Below are 18300 nucleotides of genomic sequence, written 5' to 3'. Positions count from 1 at the left end.
AATGAAGGCTATTCCCATCATGGGAAGATTCCGGCAAACCCCGATGAAGTGGTGTAGAAGGAGCGGAACTTGGCAGGGAACCTTACCCGGGACGAAGCACGCGAGCGCGCCCGGCTGCTCAAGGTCGAATCGTACGAGGTCGCGCTCGACCTGACCGAAGGCGAAGAACGATTCGAGAGCGTGACGACCGTCCGCTTCAACGCGCAGCCGGGCGCCTCGACGTTCATCGACCTGCACGACGCGCGCGTGCGCCAGGTGACGCTGAACGGCGTCGACCTCGACGCCGCCGCCTACGACGCGGAGAAGGGACGTTTCCCGCTCGACGGCCTGGCCGAGAGCAACGAGCTGCGCATCGACGCCGACTGCGCCTACACGCGCTCCGGCGAGGGCCTGCACCGGTTCGTCGACCCGGTCGACCAGAAGGTCTACCTGCACAGCCAGTTCGAGACCGCCGACGCGCACCGGATGTACGCCTGCTTCGACCAGCCCGACCTGAAGGCCACCTTCCAGCTGACCGTGCTGGCGCCGGCCGACTGGGAGGTCGTCTCCAACGCCGCGGCGGACAACGTCGAGCCGCTGCCCCAGGAGGGCGGCAAGCACGGCGCGGTCCACGCGGACAGCAAGTGGGTGTTCCCGGCCACGGCCGTCATGTCCACCTACATCACGGCGCTGGTGGCGGGGCCGTACCACAAGGTCACCGCCGAGCACGACGGCATCCCCCTGGGCATCTACTGCAGGGCCTCGCTGGCCGAGCACCTCGACGCCGACAACATCCTCGAGGTCACCCGGCAGGGCTTCGACTTCTTCCACAAGGTGTTCGGGGTCCGCTACCCGTTCGGCAAGTACGACCAGCTGTTCGTGCCGGAGTTCAACGCCGGCGCGATGGAGAACGCGGGCTGCGTGACGTTCCTGGAGGACTACGTCTTCCGCTCCCGCGTCACCGACGCCGTGGTCGAGCGCCGCGCCGAGACGATCCTGCACGAGATGGCGCACATGTGGTTCGGCGACCTGGTCACCATGCGCTGGTGGGATGACCTGTGGCTGAACGAGTCGTTCGCCACCTACATGTCCGTGCTGTGCCAGGCCGAGGCCACCCGCTGGGGCCAGGGCGCGTGGACGACGTTCGCGAACGTGGAGAAGTCCTGGGCCTACCGCCAGGACCAGCTGCCGAGCACCCACCCGATCGCCGCCGACATCGTCGACATGCAGGCGGTCGAGGTCAACTTCGACGGCATCACCTACGCCAAGGGCGCCTCGGTGCTCAAGCAGCTGGTCGCCTACGTCGGCCTGGACAACTTCCTGGCCGGGGTCCGCGACTACTTCAAGGACCACGCCTGGGGCAACACCGAGCTCAAGGACCTGCTGAGCGCCCTGGAGCGCACCTCGGGGCGTGACCTGTCGTCGTGGTCGAAGGAGTGGCTGGAGACCTCCTGGGTCAACACGCTGCGCCCCTCGTTCACGGTGTCGGCCGACGGCCGGTTCGAGAGCTTCGAGGTACTGCAGGAGGCTCCGGCCGACTACCCGACGCTGCGTTCGCACCGCGTCGCGATCGGCCTGTACTCGCTGGTGGACGGCGTGCTCACCCGGACCAAGCGGGTCGAGCTCGACGTCGTCGGCGCCCGTACCGCGGTGGCCGACCTGGTCGGCGAGCAGCAGCCGGACCTGGTGCTGGTCAACGACGACGACCTGACGTACGCCAAGATCCGCCTGGACGAGCGGTCGCTGCGCACGCTGGTCGAGGGCGGCATCACGAAGTTCGCCGACTCGCTGCCGCGGGCCCTGTGCTGGTCGGCCGCCTGGGACATGACGCGCGACGGCGAGATGTCCACGCGCGACTACGTCAAGCTGGTCGTCTCCGGCGGCGGCACGGTCAAGGACCTCACGGTCCTGCAGACGGTGCTGCGGCAGGCGCGCCTGGCCGTCCAGCAGTACGCCGACCCGGCCTGGCGGCCCGAGGGCCTGGCCCAGCTGGCCACGATGGCGCGTGAGCTCATCGCCGGGGCCGAGGCGGGCTCGGACTACCAGCTGGCCTACGTGCAGGCCTTCGCCGGCGTCGCCGTCGGCCAGGGTGATCTGGACGTGCTGGCGGGCATCGTGGACGGCTCCGCCGTACCGGATGGGCTGACCGTCGACGCGGACCTGCGCTGGACGCTCATCCACGCGCTGGTCTCCGGCCGGCGGCTGGGCGAGGCGGACATCGCCGCCGAGCTCGAGCGCGACGCCACCGCGACCGGCGAGCGCTCGGCGGCGCTGTGCCGGGCGGCGATCCCCACGCCCGAGGCCAAGCAGGCCGCCTGGACCGCGATCGTGGGTGGGGAACTGGCCAACGCCGTCTTCCGCACGACGGTCGGCGGGTTCCAGGACCCGCACCACCCCGAGCTGCTGGCGCCGTTCAGGGAGAAGTACTTCGCCGAGGTCGGCCGCGTCTACAAGGAGTGGAGCTTCGACGTCGCGCAGGGCTTCGCGGTGGGCTGCTTCCCCGCGCTTCAGGTCGAGCAGGAGACGCTGGACGCCGTCCAGGCCTACCTGGCCGGGGGCGACGTGCCGCAGGCACTGCGCCGCATGATCCTGGAGGGCGAGGACGGGGTCCGGCGCGCGCTGCGCAACCGGGCCACGGACGCCGCCGCCTCCTGACCACGGGCACCGCGAAGCCCCCGCCGGGTCCCGTCCGGCGGGGGCTTCGCGGTTTACGCCGACGCGCCCCCCAGCTCGTCTTCGCTGGCACTGGCCGGAGCGGTGCGGTCGCTGACATCACCGCCTCCGCCACAGCCAGTACCGCCCCCGTGTCCCCCGTGCTTCCACCTTGCCGACGCCCGCCCGGACGGAACACCTCTAACCTTCCAGGTTCACAAAAGTCCGCACATCTCACCTCTTGACAGGTGAGGAGCTCCGGCCGCATATTTTCACCACTAACTTTATGACTAAAGAAAGTCGAGGGCAGTCGAAGGCATGGCAGGCACAGACCGCGGCGACCTCACCCGGACGGCGATCCTCGCCCTGCTGGGCACGGTAGGACCGCTGAGCCGTACCGAGATCGCACGGGAGCTGGACCTCAGCCCCGCGAGCGTCACGCAGCTCACCCGCGAGCTGATGGGCTCGGGCATGCTGGAGGAGCTCGACCTCAAGCCGTCGCGCGGCGGCCGGCCCGCGCAGCGACTCGGCCTCGTCGGCAGCGCGGGCCGGGCGCTCGGCGTGAAGGTGACCGCCGACCACCTGGTGCTCGTGGACGTCCGGCTCGACGGCGAGGTGCTCGGCTCCTGGGAGCGGCCCTTCGACCCGGCCGCCCCCGGCTGCCTCGACGAGCTCGGCGCGGCCATCGCCTCGGTGCTGGAGGAGATCGACGGCGCGCCGCCGCTGCTCGGCGTCGGCGTCGGGGTGCCGGGCAGCGTCGAGGACCAGGCCGTCGGCACCGTGAACGCGCCCACGCTCGGGTGGCAGGCCATGCCCGTCGGCGACCGGCTGCGCCGCCGCCTCGACCTGCCGGTGCTGGTGGAGAACGACGTCAACGCCCTCGCCGCGGCCGAGCGCCTGTACGGCAGAGGCCGCACCCACCGCGACTTCCTCGTGCTGACGATAGGCCGGGGCGTCGGCGCCGCCGTGGTGGCCGACGGGCGCGTGTACCGCGGCGCCAGGGGCGGCGCGGGCGAGTTCGGCCACGTCCCCGTCGCGCCCGACGGGCCGGTGTGCGGGTGCGGCGCGACCGGGTGCCTGGAGGCGTTCGTGGGCGCGGCCGGCCTGGCCGCCGCCGCCCGCGCCAAGGGCCTGCGGACCGGTGACCCGGCGCGGGTCACCGAGGGCGCGGCGATCAGGGAGCTGGGACGGGCGGCGGTCCACCCCGGCCCGGCGCGCGAGGTGTTCACCAACGCGGCCGCCATCCTCGGCCGCGCCACCGCCGGGCTCGTGAACGTGGTGGACCCCGAGGTCGTGGTGGTCCTGGGCGAGGGCACGGCGCAGTGGGCGCACTGGAGCGAGAGCTTCCACGCCACGCTGCGCGCGCACCTGCTGCCGGGCCGGCGCGACATCGCGGTCGAGGTGGAGAGCTGGGACGACACGAGCTGGGCGCAGGGCGCGGCGGCGCTGGTGCTGGCCACCCCGTTCGACGCGGCGGGGGCGGCGGGCGAGCAGGGCCGCCTGGTACGCGCCCGGCTGATAGGAGCCGCGACATGACCGGCCCCCAGACCACGACGGCGCCCAAGACAGCGGTCCCGGCGGCCCCCATGAAGCCCGTCTCACCCAAGCGCGGCGGCAAGTGGCGCTACGCAGGAACGGTGGCCGTCTTCCTGCTGCCCAGCGCGATCCCCCTGATGCTCTACACGATCATCCCGATGCTGGGCTCGCTCTGGACGAGCCTGCACGAGTGGGACCTGATCACCGACATGCGCTGGGTCGGCCTCGGCAACTACGCCGAACTGCTGGGCGACCCCCAGACCCTGACCGCGTTCGGCAACACCCTGTACTTCATCGCCGGCTACCTCCCCCTCGTCTACGCCGGCGGCCTGGGCCTGGCGCTGCTGCTCAACCGGGCGATGCGCGGCAGGAGCCTGATGCGCGGCATCTACTTCCTGCCGGTGATCACCAGCTGGGTGGTCGTGGCGCTGATGTGGAAGTGGCTGCTCAACCCGGCCAGCGGCCTGGTCAACTGGGCGCTCGGGCTGGTGGGCGTCAGCGGACCCGGCTGGTGGACCGACCCCGACTGGGCTATGCCCTCGGTGATCCTGGCCTCGGCCTGGAAGGACCTCGGGTTCGTCATGGTGATCCTTCTGGCGGGCCTGCAGGCGATCCCGAAGGAGTACCAGGAGGCGGCGCTCGTGGACGGCGCGTCAGCCTGGCAGCGGTTCCGGCGGATCACGCTGCCGCTGCTGTCGCCCTCGACGTTCTTCGTGGTGGTGATCTCGCTGATCAACGGCTTCCAGGTCTTCGACCAGGTGCGGATCATGGCGGGCGGCAACGCTCAGGTGGTGGTCACGCAGATCTACGACCTGACCTTCCGGTACGGCAGGGCGGGCATGGCCTCGGCCCTTTCGTGGCTGTTGTTCATCGTGGTGCTGATCGTGACGGCCGTCCAGATCAGGGCCCAGCGCAGGTGGGTGACCTATGGGTAAGGCAGCCAGGTATCTGCTGGTGGCGCTGGGCGCGGCGGTGATGTTGTTCCCGTTCGCCTGGGCGGTCATCACCTCGCTGACGCCGGGTGACGCGGTGCTGGCCGTACCGCCGGACTTCACGCCGGACGGCGCGGGCCTCGACGCCTACCGCAAGCTGATGGAGACGCTGCCGTTCTGGCGGATCCTGGTCAACAGCGTGTGGATCGGCGTGGCCTCGACGGTGCTGCAACTGCTGACCAGCGCGATGGCCGCCTACGCCTTCGCCAGGCTGCCGTTCCCGGGGCGCGGGGCGCTGTTCAGCGTGTATCTGGCGACGCTGATGATGCCGCTGCCGGTGCTGGTCGTGCCGCTGTTCATCGAGATGCGGACGCTGGGTCTGGTGGACACCTACTTCGCGCTGCTGGCGCCGACGATCGCCTCGGCGTTCGGGGTGTTCCTGCTGCGCCAGGCGATCAACCAGGTGCCGAAGGAGTTCGACGAGGCGGCCGTGCTGGACGGGGCCGGTCATTTCCGGATTTTTCTGTACATCGTGTTGCCGCTGATCCGGCCGGCGCTGGCGACCTTCGCCATCTTCGGTTTCATGGCCAGCTGGAACAGCTACCTGTGGCCGCTGATCATCATCAAGTCGCCGGAGTTCATGACGCTGCCGCTCGGCCTGGCCACGCTTCACGGCCAGTTCACGACGCAGTGGGACGTGGTCATGGCCGGCTCGGTGGTCAGCGTGGTGCCCATCCTCATCCTCTACGTCTTCGCGCAGAAGCACGTCATCGCCAGCGTGGCCCAAACCGGGCTCAAGTAAAGGAACTACGGATATGTCGCGAAAGATCATGACCACCCTGGTCGCCACCGCGCTGCTGGCCACCGCGTGCTCCCAAGGATCGGCCACCAAGGCTCCCACCGGCGAGGGCGGCAAGACGACGCTGCGCTACTTCACCTTCTCCGCCGCCCCCGACCACGTGAAGGACCTCGACGAGATCACCGCGGCCTTCGAGAAGGCCAACCCGACCATCGACGTCGTGGTGGAGACCGCCCCCTACGAGCAGTACTTCACCAAGCTCCAGACCAGCATCGCCGGCGGCACCGCCCCCGACACCTTCGAGCTCAACTACGAGAACTTCGTCACCTACGCCGGCGCCGGCTCCCTGCTCGACCTCGGCGCGGTCGCAGGCGACGGCGACAGCTCCGCCTACGCCGCCGAGTCGCTCAACTCCTTCAAGCACGACGGCAAGCAGTACGCGCTGCCCGCCTCCTTCTCGACCGTCGTGCTCTTCTACAACAAGGACCTGTTCAAGAAGGCCGGGATCGAGCCGCCCACCGCCGACTGGACGTGGGCCGACGAGCAGGCCGCCGCCGAGAAGCTCACGGACAAGAAGGCCAGGGTGTACGGCGACTACCAGCCGGTCCAGTTCTTCGAGTTCTACAAGACGCTCAAGCAGGCCGGCGGCGAGTTCCTGTCGGCCGACGGCAAGAAGGCCACCTTCAACAGCCCCGCCGGCGTCAAGGCCGCCACCTGGCTGGTGTCCAAGGTCGGCAAGACCATGCCCACCGAGGCCGAGATCGGCGGCACCGCCGACTACGACACCAACCTGTTCAAGTCCGGCAAGCTCGCCATGTGGCACAACGGCATCTGGCAGTTCGCCGGGCTGAAGGACGTGCCGTTCGAGTGGGACGTCGTCGTCGAGCCCGGTGACTCGGCCAAGGCCAGCGCCGTCTTCCACAACGCCGTCGCCGCCTCGGCCACCACCAAGAACGGCAAGGCCGCCTACGCCTGGGCCAAGTTCCTCAGCTCCTCCGACGTCGCGGCCAATACCCGCATCGCCTCCTCGTGGGAGCTGCCGCCCGTCTCCGACCAGCAACTGCTGGCCGGATACCTCAAGGATCCCAAGCCCGCCAACCGGCAGGCCGTCTTCGACTCGCTGAAGTCGATCGCGCTTCCTCCGGTCATCAAGCGCCAGCAGGAGATGCAGGACGCGGTGACCAAGGAGCTGACCGAGGCCGCAGCCGGCCGCAAGCCCGTCGAGGAAGCGCTCAAGTCCGCCGCCACCAAGGTCGACGCCCTGCTGGGCTGACCGAACAGATCTGCTGAGGAGTTCCGCACCCGTGTCCCTCGTCGCCCACAGCCTCGACGTGATCCGCAGGTACCAGTCGTCCAGCGGGGCCTACCCGGCCTCACCGTCCTTCTCCGCCTACCAGGGCTTCTCCTGGCTGCGCGACGGCGCGTTCATCGCCGAGGGGGTGAGCAGGCACGGCGACGCCGACGGCGCCGCCGCCTTCCACCGCTGGTCGGCGGGCGTCATCGCGGACCGCGCCGGGCAGGTCGAGTCGCTGATCTCCCGCGAGGGCCCGATCCCGCCCGGCGACATGCTGCCCACCCGCTTCACCCTCGACGGGCTCAACGGCGACGACGGGTGGTGGGACTTCCAGCTCGACGGCTACGGCACCTGGCTGTGGGCACTGGCCGAGCACACCCGCCGCCACGGCGCGGTGCCGGAGACCGAGAAGGGCGTGCGCACCGCCGCGCGCTACCTGTCGGCCTTCTGGTCGCTGCCCTGTTACGACTGGTGGGAGGAGAACGTCGAGCGGCGGCACGTCGCCACGCTCGGCTCCATTCACGCCGGTCTGCGGGCCGCGCGGGCGCTCGGCGTGCTCTCCCCCGCCGAGGGTACGGCCGCCGCCGAAGCCGTGGCCGGGATCGAGGCGCTCGTGTCGGCCGAAGGCGTGGTGGACGGACGGCTGCGCAAGTGGCTGGGCAGCGACGCGGTGGACGGCAGCCTACTGGCCTGCGTGGAGCCGTTCGGCCTCTACCCCGTCGATCATCCGGTCGGCGCGGCCACGGTCGCCGAGGTGGAGCGGCAACTGGCCCGCGACGGCGGCGTCTACCGCTACCTGAAGGACACCTTCTACGGCGGCGGCCGCTGGGTGCTGCTGGCCGGATTCCTCGGCTGGAACCACGCCCGGGCCGGACGGCCGGAGAAGGCCCGCCGCTACCTGGACTGGATGGCCGCCCAGGCCACCCCTTCCGGCGACCTGCCCGAGCAGGTGTCCGACCTGCTGCTGGCCCCCGAGTACGAGCAGGAGTGGCTGGACCGCTGGGGCACCGTGGCCACGCCGCTGCTGTGGTCGCACGGCATGTACCTGATCCTCGCCGACGAGCTGGGAGTCTCCTCATGATCCGCCACCGGCCCTTCGGCTCCGGCCACCCGTACGCGCTGACCGAGGACCAGCGCGTGCCCGCCGCGCCGCTCGCGGGTGAGGTGGTCGAGCTGCGGGTGCGGGCGTCGGCCAAGGTCAGCGCGATCGAGTGCGAGTGGCACGAGGAAGGCGCCCCCACGATCAGCCTCGCGCTGACCCGCGCCGGCGACACCCAGCCCGCCGGCACCCAACCCGGTAACACCCAACCCGGTAACACCCAACCCAGCGACGCCCAGGCCCACAGTGACCAGCCCGACGGCGAGAAGCCCGATGGTGGGCAGGCTGACGGTGGGCAGGCTGACGGTGGGCATCTGGCCGCCGCGCAGGCGAGGGCGGCGCGGGCCGCGGCGGGGTCGTGGTGTGTCACCACTCCGGCGCTGGAGGCGGGCAGGCGGTACCGCTACCGGTTCCGGGCGCGGCTGGCGGACGGCGGCAGCCGTACGAGCAGATGGTTCGAGGTGACGGCGGCGGTCTGGTCGGAGGGCGGCGGGAAGCTGCACGGCGAGCGGATCGTGCCGGGCAGCGTGCGGTGGCTGAGCGACGGTGACGGCGTGCGGCGGGTGCGGTTCGAGCTGGAGCTGGACCGCGGCGAGCACGTCGTCGGGTTCGGGGAGCGCTTCGACGCCGTGGACCAGCGCGGGCGCGCGCTCGACGCGGTGGTGTTCGAGCAGTACAAGGCGCAGGGCGAGCACGGCCGCACCTATCTGCCGATGCCGTTCGCCCTGGTGGTGGGCGGGCGCGGCTGGGGCTTCCACGTGGTCACCAGCCGCCGCACCTGGTACGAGATCGGCGACACGATCCGGGTCGAGGCCGAGGTCGGGCCCGAGGCGGAGCTGACCGTGCGCACCTATGACGGCGCCCCCGCCCGGGTGCTCGAAGCCTTCCTGGACGACGCCGGGCGGCCGGTGGAGCTGCCCACCTGGGTGTTCCGGCTCTGGGCCAGCGGCAACGAGTGGAACACCCAGGAGCGGGTGATGGCCGAGATGGACCGGCACCGCGAGCACGACATCCCGGTGGGCGCGCTGGTCATCGAGGCGTGGAGCGACGAGAGCACGTTCACCGCCTTCCGCGGCGCCGTCTACGAGCCGGCCGAGGAGCCGCACCGCTACGCCGACTACACCTTCCCGGCCGACGGCCCGTGGCCCGACCCCAAGGGCATGGTCGACGAGCTGCACGAGCGCGGCGTGAAGGTGCTGCTGTGGCAGATCCCGCTGCAGAAGACGCGCCCGCACCCCCGGCATCAGGCGGCGGTGGACGCGCGGCAGCTCACCGAGCGCGGTTACGGCGTGAAGGAGGCCGGCGGGCGGCCCTACCGCAACCGCGGCTGGTGGTTCCCGCTGGCGCTGATGCCCGACCTGTCCTCGCCCGAGGTCCGTGACTGGTGGACGGCCAAGCGCCGCTACCTGGTCGAGGAGGTCGGCGTCGACGGCTTCAAGACCGATGGCGGCGAGCACGCGTGGGGCCACGACCTGCGCTACGCCGACGGCCGCTCGGGCGCGGAGGGCAACGGGCTGTTCCCCGTGCACTACGCGCGCGCGTTCGGGGACCTGCTGCGGGCCGCCGGCAAGGCGCCGGTGACGTTCAGCAGGGCCGGGTTCACCGGGTCGCAGCCGCACGGCGCGTTCTGGGCCGGGGACGAGGACTCGACCTGGCCGGCGTTCCGCAATTCGATCAGGGCCGGGATCACCGCCTCCGCCTGCGGGATCGTCTACTGGGGGTGGGATCTGGCCGGGTTCTCCGGTGAGGTTCCGGGGGCTGAGCTGTATCTCAGGGCGGCGGGGACCTCGTGCTTCATGCCGATCATGCAGTACCACTCGGAGTTCAACCACCACCGCACGCCGAGCCGGGACCGCACGCCGTGGAACGTGGCGGAGCGCACCGGTGACGACCGGGTGCTGCCCGTCTTCCGCCGGTTCGCCCATCTGCGCGAGCGGCTGGTGCCGTACCTGGTGGAGGAGGCGCGCAAGGCGGTCGGCGGCGGCGCGCCGCTGATGCGGGGGCTGTTCTTCGACCACCCGGACGATCCGGCGATCTGGCGTTTCCCGTTGCAGTACAAGCTGGGGGACGCGTTGCTGGTCGCGCCGGTCACTGAGCCTGCCATTTCGGAAATCTCGGTTTATCTACCAGAAGGCGCGTGGGTCGACGTCTGGACCGGCACGCGCCTCGACGGCGGGCAGGAGGTCACGCTGCCCGCTCCCCTCGACCGCCCGCCCGTGCTCTGCTCCGCCGAGCGCTGGCCCGAGCTGTCCGCCGTCTTCTCCGTCTGAGAGGTGCTCCACCCGTGATCCGCTTACGGTCGGGCGTCGTCGTCGCGGCGATCGTCCTGCTTGCCTCCCTCGTCACCGTCCCCGCGTACGCCCTCGACGGCGTCTTCCACCACCCGACCGGCATCGACGACCTGTACTCCAGCGAGCCGCACGAGCGCACGCCGCGCGACCCGATGGCCGGGGAGGCGGTGACGGTCAAGGCGACCACCTGGCCGATCGAACCCGGCCAGACCGTCTGGGCCACCTGGACCAAGAACGGCGTCAACCAGACCCCGGTCGGCGCCGCCTGGGACTACAACAGCGGCAACAACAGCTACTGGAAGATCAACCTGGGCAGCTTCGCCCGCGGCGACAAGATCAGCTACACGGTCAACGCGGACGTGAACGGCGGCGGGCAGAAGTCCGTCGGCCCGTTCCCGTTCACGGTCACCTCGTGGAGCTCGCCGACCAACGTCACCGGCTTCACCAACAACGGCACCTCGGTCGACGTGACCACCGGCGACAGCGCGGGCGGCTTCACGCCGAAGATCCGCTTCGCCTTCCCCGCCGCCGAACGTTTCCGCAGCCAGGTCGCCCCGAACGGCCAGGGCCTGAACATCTCCGGCACCTCCGGCTACACGGTGACCGACTCGGCGGGCACGCTGACGATCTCGACCAGCGCCATGGTCCTGAAGATCCAGAAGTCGCCGTACCGGCTGTCGGTCTACAAGTCGGACGGCACCACGCTGATCACCCGCCAGGACGCGGCGAACCTGCGCTGGGCCGGCGACGGCGCCACGACCGTGACCAAGATCGAGGACGCGTACAGCTCGCCTTCGGGCGAGCGCTTCGAGGGGTACGGCGAGCGCTACGACCGCCTCGACCAGCGCGGAACCGAGGTCCACAACTACGTCTACAACCAGTACCGCGACCAGGGCGCCACCCGGCGCACCTACCTGAGCGTCCCGTTCTTCCTGAACTCGGCCGGCTACGGCCTCTACGTGAACACCAGCCGCTACGCCCGCTTCGCCCCCGGCGACCGGGCGGCCTTCACCGTGGACACCGGCGGCGCCCTGAACTCCACCCTCGACTACCACGTCTTCACCGGCACCCCCGCGAAGATCGTCGACGACTACACGGCGGTCACCGGCCGCCCGCAGTTGCCGCCCAAGTGGGCGTTCGGCGTGTGGATGTCGGCCAACGAGTGGAACACGCAGGCCGAGGTGGAGAGCGAGCTCGACAAGGTCGCCACGAACAAGATCCCGCACACCGCCCTGGTGCTGGAGCAGTGGAGTGACGAGGCCACGTTCTACGTCTGGCACGGCGCCACGTACACGCCGACGCCCGGCAGCGGCAAGCTCTCCTACGCCAACCTGACCTTCCCCGCCGGCACCGCCTGGCAGAACCCCAAGGCCATGGTCACCAACGCCCACAACAAGGGCGTGAAGGTGATCCTCTGGCAGATCCCGGTGCTCAAGGAGAACTTCGACAGCAATCCGCCGACCGCCCCGCAGCAGCACCTCAACGACAGGGCCTACGCGCAGGCGCAGAACTACGTCGTGAAGAACCCGACGAACGGCCCGTACCGCATCCCGACCGGGCAGTGGTTCGGCGACAGCACGGTGCCGGACTTCACCAGCGCGGCGGCGACCAACTGGTGGATGAGCAAGCGCGACTACCTCATGGACGAGGTGGGCATCGACGGCTTCAAGACCGACGGCAGTGAGGCGATCTTCGGCAGGGGCGTGCAGTTCGCCGACGGCCGCAAGGGCGACGAGATGCACAACGCCTACCCCAACAGCTACACCCAGGCCTACAACGCCTACGTCAAGGGCAAGAACGCGCAGAACACGATCTTCAGCCGGGCCGGCACCGCGGGCGCGCAGGCCAACTCGATCTTCTGGGCGGGTGACCAGAACTCCAGCTTCCCCGCCTTCCAGGAGGCGGTGCGGGCGATGATCTCGGCGGGGCAGTCGGGCGTGCCGTACACGGCGTGGGACCTGGCCGGCTTCACCGGCGACTTCCCGAGCGCGGAGCTGTATCTGCGCAGCGCGGCGCAGGCGGTGTTCTCGCCGGTCATGCAGTACCACTCGGAGAAGGCCAATCCGTCGGTCTCCGAGGCGCGCACGCCGTGGAACGTGCAGGCGCGCACCGGCAACACCACGGTCGTGCCGACGTTCCGCAAGTTCGCCAACGTGCGGATGAACCTGATCCCCTACCTCTACACCGAGGCCAAGGCGAGCTCGGTCACCGGCGCCCCGATGATGCGCGCGATGAGCTACTCCTTCCCCGGTGACGCGACGGCCGCGGCGCAGGACCAGCAGTACATGTTCGGCTCGCAACTGCTCGTGGCGCCGGTCACCGCGCAGGGCGCCTCGTCCAGGAACGTCTACCTGCCCGCGGGCGAGTGGTACGACCTGTGGAACGGCGGGCGCTTCACCGGTCCCGGCACCAAGACGTACGCCGCCGGGCTGGACACGATCCCGGTCTACGCCAAGCCGGGCGCGATCATCCCGCTGAACCTCAACGCGGACTACGAGCTGGGCGGCGAGATCGGCAACAGCGTCTCCAGTTACACCAACCTCGCCTTCCGGATTTATCCGGCGGGGTCCACCTCGTACTCGTATTTCGAGGATTCGGCGGGCGTGAGCCGTACCATCTCCAGCGCCGAGAACTGGGGCGCGCACACCGCCACGATCACGGTCCCCGCGCTGACCACCACGAGCACGCTGCAGGTGGCCTCCACCAAGCCCACCACGGTCACCGGCGCGACGGCGCGCGCCACGCTCGCCGACCTCAAGGCGGCGTCGGAGGGCTGGTGGTGGGACCCGGTCCAGCAGCTCACGCACGTCAAGCTGGCCAGTGCCACCGGCAACCGCACGATCGTGCTCAACGGCGTGGACAAGGCCGCCTACGAGGCCGAGTTCGCCGCCGGGACCGGCACGAGCACCAACAACAACCACCCCGGCTACACCGGCACCGGCTTCGTGGACGGCTTCGCCCAGGCGGGCGACGCGGTCACCTTCCAGGTGAAGGCGGACGCGGCGGGCAGCCACCAGCTGAAGTTCCGCTACTCCACGACCGTCGCGGCCACCCGCACCGTGTACGTGGACGGCGTCTCCGCCGGCACCCTGTCGCTGCCCGCCCAGCCGAACTGGGACACCTGGGGCACGGCCACGCTCCCGGTCAGCCTGACCGCGGGCGCCCACACCATCAAGATCGAATACGCGAGCAACGGGATCAACCTCGACAACCTGGTGGTGGCCCGGCCATGAGACGCGTCCTGATCCTCCTGGCCGCGTTGCTGGCCCCGCTGCTCGTCGCCCTGCCCGCGCAGGCGGCGGTGCAGCGGGTCCAGTTCACCAGCGGCTCGACCTACCTGATCGTGGAGTTCCTCGACGACGACCTGGTGCACTTCGAACTGGCCAACGGCACCAGCCCGGGGACCGGCGCGCCGCTGTTCACCACGCCGCAGATCGCCAAGAAGGACTACACCGGCCCGACCAGCTTCAACCAGTCGGGCAACACGCTCACCACGGCCGCGATGAAGGTCGAGGTCACCCCCGGCACGCTGTGCGTGAAGGTCTCCGACCCCACCCGTCAGCTGTACGAGGCCTGCCCCCGCAACCTGGGCCAGGCGTGGAAGGGCCTGAGCCTCACCAAGGGCCAGATCCAGAACGCCTACGGCCTCGGCGAGCAGTTCTTCATGGGCGGCAGCGCCGACGGCGACTGGGTGGGGCGCACCCGCACCCCCGGCGGCCAGTACGGCAACGCCATGGCCTACGACACCGACAACGGCCCGGTCGGCAACGCCCAGATCCCGGTGTTGTTCGCGGTCGGCGCGGGCAACCTCAACTACGGCCTCCTGCTCGACCAGGTCTACAAGCAGGAGTGGAACCTGACCGGCGACCCCTGGACGGTCGACACCTGGGGCGACCAGCTCCGGTGGTACACGATGACCGGCGCCGACCTGCCCGACCTGCGCAAGGACTACCTGGAGCTGACCGGCCGCCCGCCGGTGCCGCCGAAGAAGGCGCTGGGCCTGTGGGTGTCGGAGTTCGGCTACGACAACTGGGCCGAGATCGACAACCGGCTCACGGGACTGCGGACGGCGAAGTTCCCGGTGGACGGCTTCGTGCTGGACCTGCCGTGGTTCGGCGGGGTGACCGCCGGTTCCGACAACACCCGCATGGGCTCACTTTCCTGGGATACGTCAGCCTTCCCCAACCCATCTGCCGCTATTTCCGATTATCAGGCGAACAAGGGCATCGGCCTGATGACCATAGAAGAGTCCTATATCGGGAGGAACCTGCCGGAGCACTCCGACATGGCCACCCGCGGCTACCTCAACCGGGCCGGCTGCGCGACCTGCCTGCCCGCCTACCTCACCACCAACGACTGGTGGGGCCGCGGCGGCATGATCGACTGGACCCAGGACGCCGCCGGCGACTACTGGCACACCACCAAGCGCAAGCCGCTGATCGACCAGGGCGTCCAGGGCCACTGGCTCGACCTCGGCGAGCCCGAGATGTACGACGCGGGCGACTGGACCGCCGGAGTCCTGCCCGGCAAGCACGCCCACGCCGACTACCACAACGTCTACAACCTCAAGTGGGCCGAGAGCATCGCCCGCGGCTACGCCGGCGGCACCACCAAGCGCCCCTTCCTGCTGGCCCGCTCCGGCGCCGCCGGCATGCAGCGCCACGGCGTCGCCATGTGGTCGGCCGACATCGGCTCGAAACTGACCGCGCTGGCCCAGCAGCAGAACGTCCAGATGCACATGTCGATGTCCGGCATCGACTACTTCGGCTCCGACATCGGCGGCTTCCGCCGCGAGATGCTCGACTCCGACCTCAACGAGCTCTACACCCAATGGCTGGCCAACGGCGCCTGGTTCGAGGTGCCGGTCCGCCCGCACACCGAGAACCTGTGCAACTGCGCGCAGACCTCCCCCGACAAGATCGGCCACGTGGCCAGCAACCTCGCCAACCTCCGCCAGAGGTACGAGCTCACGCCCTACTACTACTCGCTCGCGCACCGGGCCAACCGGACCGGCGAGCCGCTGGTGCCGCCGCTGGTCTACCACTACCAGAACGACCCGAACGTCCGGGAGATGGGCAGCGAGAAGCTCATCGGCCGCGACCTCCTCGTCGGCGTCGTGGCCGGCAAGAACGAGCGCAAGAGGAACATGTACCTGCCCGCGGGGACATGGTTCGACTACCGCACGGGCGAGAAACTGACCAGCACCGGCCAGTGGTTCAACGACCGGCCGCTGTGGGTCGGCGGCGAGTTCCGGCTGCCCGCCTTCGCCAGGGCGGGGGCGATCATCCCCAAGATGTTCGTGGACGACAAGACCATGAACGTGCTGGGCAAGCGGACCGACGCCACCACCCGCGACGAGCTGGTCGCCCGGGTGTACGCCGATCCGGCGGCCTCGAACTTCACCCTCTACGAGGACGACGGGGCCACCACCGCCTACCAGGGCGGGGCCGTACGGACGACACAGCTCGGACAGCAGCTCAGCGGGTCGGCCGCGACCGTCACGGTGGCCGCGTCCAGCGGCACGTACACGGGCGCGCCGGCCGCGCGGCGCAACGTCGTCGAGCTGGTCACCGACACCCAGGCCTCGGCGGTCACGCTGAACGGCACGCCGCTCACCCAGCACGCGAACAAGGCCGCCTTCGACGCGGCGGCGAGCGGCTGGTACAACGCGGGCGGCAACCTCGTCGTGGCCAAGTCGGCGAGCGTGAGCGTCACCACGGCCAAGACGTTCGTGTTCACGCTCGGCCAGGCGCCGGTGTCGATGACGTTCTCCTGCGCCAACGGCACCACCACGCCCGGCCAGTCCGTCTACGCCGTGGGCAGCGTCCCGCAGCTCGGCAGCTGGTCGGTGGCCAGTGCGGTCAAGCTGTCGCCGACGGCGTACCCGACCTGGACCGGCACGATCGGCAAGCTCCCGCCGAACACCCCGGTCGAGTGGAAGTGCGTCAAGCGTCAGGAGGCCGGTTTCCCCGACACCGCCGACCAGTGGCAGCCGGGCGCCAACAGCGCCTTCACCACCCCCGCCACCGGCAGCGGCGGGACCACCACCGGCGCGTTCTGAACAATGCGGGCGCTCCCCTCTTCCGGGGGGCGCCCGCTTCTTGATTCCCGCGTGGCAGGCAGGCGCCGGTGTTAGCGTTGAAGGCGTGCTCGGCTCGGGGACCACACTCAACGATCGCTACCAGCTGACCACCCGGATCGGCGGTGGCGGCATGGGCGAGGTCTGGCGTGCCACCGACACGGTCCTGGGCCGCGAGGTCGCGGTCAAGGTGCTCACCCCCGCCCTGAGCGAGAACGCCACCTTCGCCCAGCGTTTCCAGAACGAGGCGCGGGCCATGGCCACCCTGCGCCACCCCGGCGTCGTCGACGTCTACGACTACGGCCTGGCCCAGGTCGGCGAGCGTCCCCTGAGCTACCTGGTGATGGAGTACGTCGAGGGCGAGTCGCTGGACCGGGCGCTCGATCGCGAGCCGCTCACCCCCGCCCACACGATGCGGCTGGTCGCCGAGGTGGCCGACGCGCTGTCGGCGGCCCACGCGCAGGGCATCGTGCACCGCGACGTCAAGCCGGGCAACCTGCTGCTGCGGCCCGACGGCCGGGTGGCGCTGACCGACTTCGGCATCGCCCACTCGGTCTCGGCGGGGCAGCTCACCGCCACCGGCGCGATGCTCTGCTCGGCCGGCTACTGCGCGCCGGAGATGGCCACCGCCAGCGACGTCACGCCCGCCGTCGACGTCTACGCGCTGGGCGTGGTGGCCTACGAGTGCCTGACGGGGCGGCTGCCGTTCGACGGCGACACCCCCGTGCAGATCATCTACAAGCACCTGCACCAGCCGCCGCCCACGCTGCCCGACGACATCCCGCCGGGTCCGCGCGCCGTGGTGGCCAGGGCGCTGGAGAAGACGCCCGACCGGCGCTGGGCCTCGGCCGCCGACATGGGCGAGGCCGCGCGCAGGGCGCTGGCCGACCCGCACGCCTCGCCCGCGCCGCGCCGCCGCCGGGCGCTGGTCGGCGCGCTGACCGTCTCGGCCGCGGTGCTGGCCACGGCGGCCGTGGTGGGCTCCCTGTGGTTGCGCCCGGTGGCGCCGCTTGAGCAGCAGCGCATCCTGCCGCCCGGCGGCAACGCCACGGTGACGCCGCCGGCCGAGCGCGAGCAGGTCAAGGGCAAGCCGGCGCTGCCGCCCGCCAAGACCTCCCCCACTCCCAAGCCGACCCCGACGGCCACGAACGAGCCTGAGCCGACGCCGACGGAGCCGACCCCCACGGTCACTCCCACCGCCGAGCCGACCCCGACCGTGGAGCCCACGCCCACGGCCGAGCCCACGACGCCAGGACCGGAGGAGCCGACTGTCGACCCCACCGGCCAGCCGGGCGAGATTCAGTGCGTCCGCGAGCCCTGCCCGTCGTGATGGGTGGTGCCCGACTTCGGGTTCTGATCTGTCCAGTGCATATCCATGACAGCTAGTGCATCGCTCCGGGGCCCTGCGGACCATCTCTAAGCTTGCAGGGTGACCGTCAGAACAGACCACGCGCTCCCGCCGACCGAGCAGGGCGACCCGCACACCCGCGCCGGTGGGGCCTGGTGACGAGCAACCTCGGCCTCGGCCGCGAACACACCCTGACCCGCGACCACGCCCAGGCCATCACCCGGTTCGAGCGGGCGCCGGCGATCGCCACCGACCTCGGGGCGACGCGGGTGGTTTCCAAGCCGTGAGAGA

11 protein-coding genes are annotated in these 18300 nt (G+C 70.5%); all 11 read left to right on the top strand.

What is annotated here, in order from left to right; genetic code table 11:
* The first annotated feature begins 69 nt into the window (after positions 1-69).
* The 11 genes from pepN to ACFWYW_RS28100 all read left to right on the top strand — a co-directional run bounded on the left by pepN (position 70) and on the right by ACFWYW_RS28100 (position 18296).
* A complete protein-coding gene (gene pepN / locus ACFWYW_RS28150) occupies positions 70-2634 on the top strand; it encodes an aminopeptidase N (RefSeq protein ID WP_379615033.1) in 2565 nt (854 codons plus the stop codon).
* 315 nt (positions 2635-2949) lie between these two features.
* Positions 2950-4167: an ROK family protein gene (locus tag ACFWYW_RS28145; protein ID WP_379639924.1), complete on the top strand. Its 1218-nt coding sequence runs from the start codon at positions 2950-2952 to the stop codon at positions 4165-4167.
* Complete coding sequence (locus ACFWYW_RS28140) at positions 4164-5102, top strand: carbohydrate ABC transporter permease (RefSeq protein WP_379615027.1); 939 nt, start codon at positions 4164-4166, stop codon at positions 5100-5102. Before ACFWYW_RS28145 ends, ACFWYW_RS28140 begins: the two co-directional genes overlap by 4 nt.
* Positions 5095-5901: a carbohydrate ABC transporter permease gene (locus ACFWYW_RS28135; RefSeq protein ID WP_379615025.1), complete on the top strand. Its 807-nt coding sequence runs from the start codon at positions 5095-5097 to the stop codon at positions 5899-5901. The genes ACFWYW_RS28140 and ACFWYW_RS28135 overlap by 8 nt, the downstream gene beginning before the upstream one ends.
* 13 nt (positions 5902-5914) lie before the next feature.
* Positions 5915-7171 carry an ABC transporter substrate-binding protein gene (locus ACFWYW_RS28130; RefSeq protein WP_379615023.1) on the top strand — a complete coding sequence of 419 codons (1257 nt, stop codon included), beginning with the start codon at positions 5915-5917 and terminating at the stop codon, positions 7169-7171.
* Between the two features lie 31 nt (positions 7172-7202).
* Positions 7203-8273, top strand: a complete 1071-nt coding sequence (locus ACFWYW_RS28125) for a glycoside hydrolase family 15 protein (protein WP_379615021.1) — start codon at positions 7203-7205, stop codon at positions 8271-8273.
* The gene (locus tag ACFWYW_RS28120; protein WP_379615019.1) at positions 8270-10561 is read left to right on the top strand and encodes a TIM-barrel domain-containing protein; all 2292 of its coding nucleotides are present in this window, start codon (positions 8270-8272) and stop codon (positions 10559-10561) included. The genes ACFWYW_RS28125 and ACFWYW_RS28120 overlap by 4 nt, the downstream gene beginning before the upstream one ends.
* Before the next feature lie 14 nt (positions 10562-10575).
* Complete coding sequence (locus ACFWYW_RS28115) at positions 10576-13815, top strand: TIM-barrel domain-containing protein (RefSeq protein ID WP_379615017.1); 3240 nt, start codon at positions 10576-10578, stop codon at positions 13813-13815.
* Positions 13812-16643 carry a TIM-barrel domain-containing protein gene (locus ACFWYW_RS28110; RefSeq protein ID WP_379615015.1) on the top strand — a complete coding sequence of 944 codons (2832 nt, stop codon included), beginning with the start codon at positions 13812-13814 and terminating at the stop codon, positions 16641-16643. Before ACFWYW_RS28115 ends, ACFWYW_RS28110 begins: the two co-directional genes overlap by 4 nt.
* 85 nt (positions 16644-16728) lie before the next feature.
* A complete protein-coding gene (locus tag ACFWYW_RS28105; RefSeq protein ID WP_379615013.1) occupies positions 16729-17991 on the top strand; it encodes a serine/threonine-protein kinase in 1263 nt (420 codons plus the stop codon).
* 173 nt (positions 17992-18164) lie between these two features.
* Positions 18165-18296, top strand: a complete 132-nt coding sequence (locus ACFWYW_RS28100; RefSeq protein WP_379615011.1) for a hypothetical protein — start codon at positions 18165-18167, stop codon at positions 18294-18296.
* Positions 18297-18300: the final 4 nt, after the last annotated feature.

The sequence above is a fragment of the Nonomuraea sp. NPDC059023 genome, from assembly GCF_042740095.1.
Taxonomy (GTDB): Bacteria; Actinomycetota; Actinomycetes; order Streptosporangiales; family Streptosporangiaceae; genus Nonomuraea.
Note: the sequence above shows the minus strand (reverse complement) of the source record. Positions and strands in the feature narration are given on the sequence as shown.

Coding starts and splice junctions, on each gene's coding strand:
- ACFWYW_RS28120 (WP_379615019.1), top strand. CDS start 8,270: ATGATCCGCCACCGGCCCTTCGGCTCCGGCCACCCGTACGCGCTGACC.
- ACFWYW_RS28110 (WP_379615015.1), top strand. CDS start 13,812: ATGAGACGCGTCCTGATCCTCCTGGCCGCGTTGCTGGCCCCGCTGCTC.
- ACFWYW_RS28130 (WP_379615023.1), top strand. CDS start 5,915: ATGTCGCGAAAGATCATGACCACCCTGGTCGCCACCGCGCTGCTGGCC.
- ACFWYW_RS28140 (WP_379615027.1), top strand. CDS start 4,164: ATGACCGGCCCCCAGACCACGACGGCGCCCAAGACAGCGGTCCCGGCG.
- ACFWYW_RS28145 (WP_379639924.1), top strand. CDS start 2,950: ATGGCAGGCACAGACCGCGGCGACCTCACCCGGACGGCGATCCTCGCC.
- ACFWYW_RS28135 (WP_379615025.1), top strand. CDS start 5,095: ATGGGTAAGGCAGCCAGGTATCTGCTGGTGGCGCTGGGCGCGGCGGTG.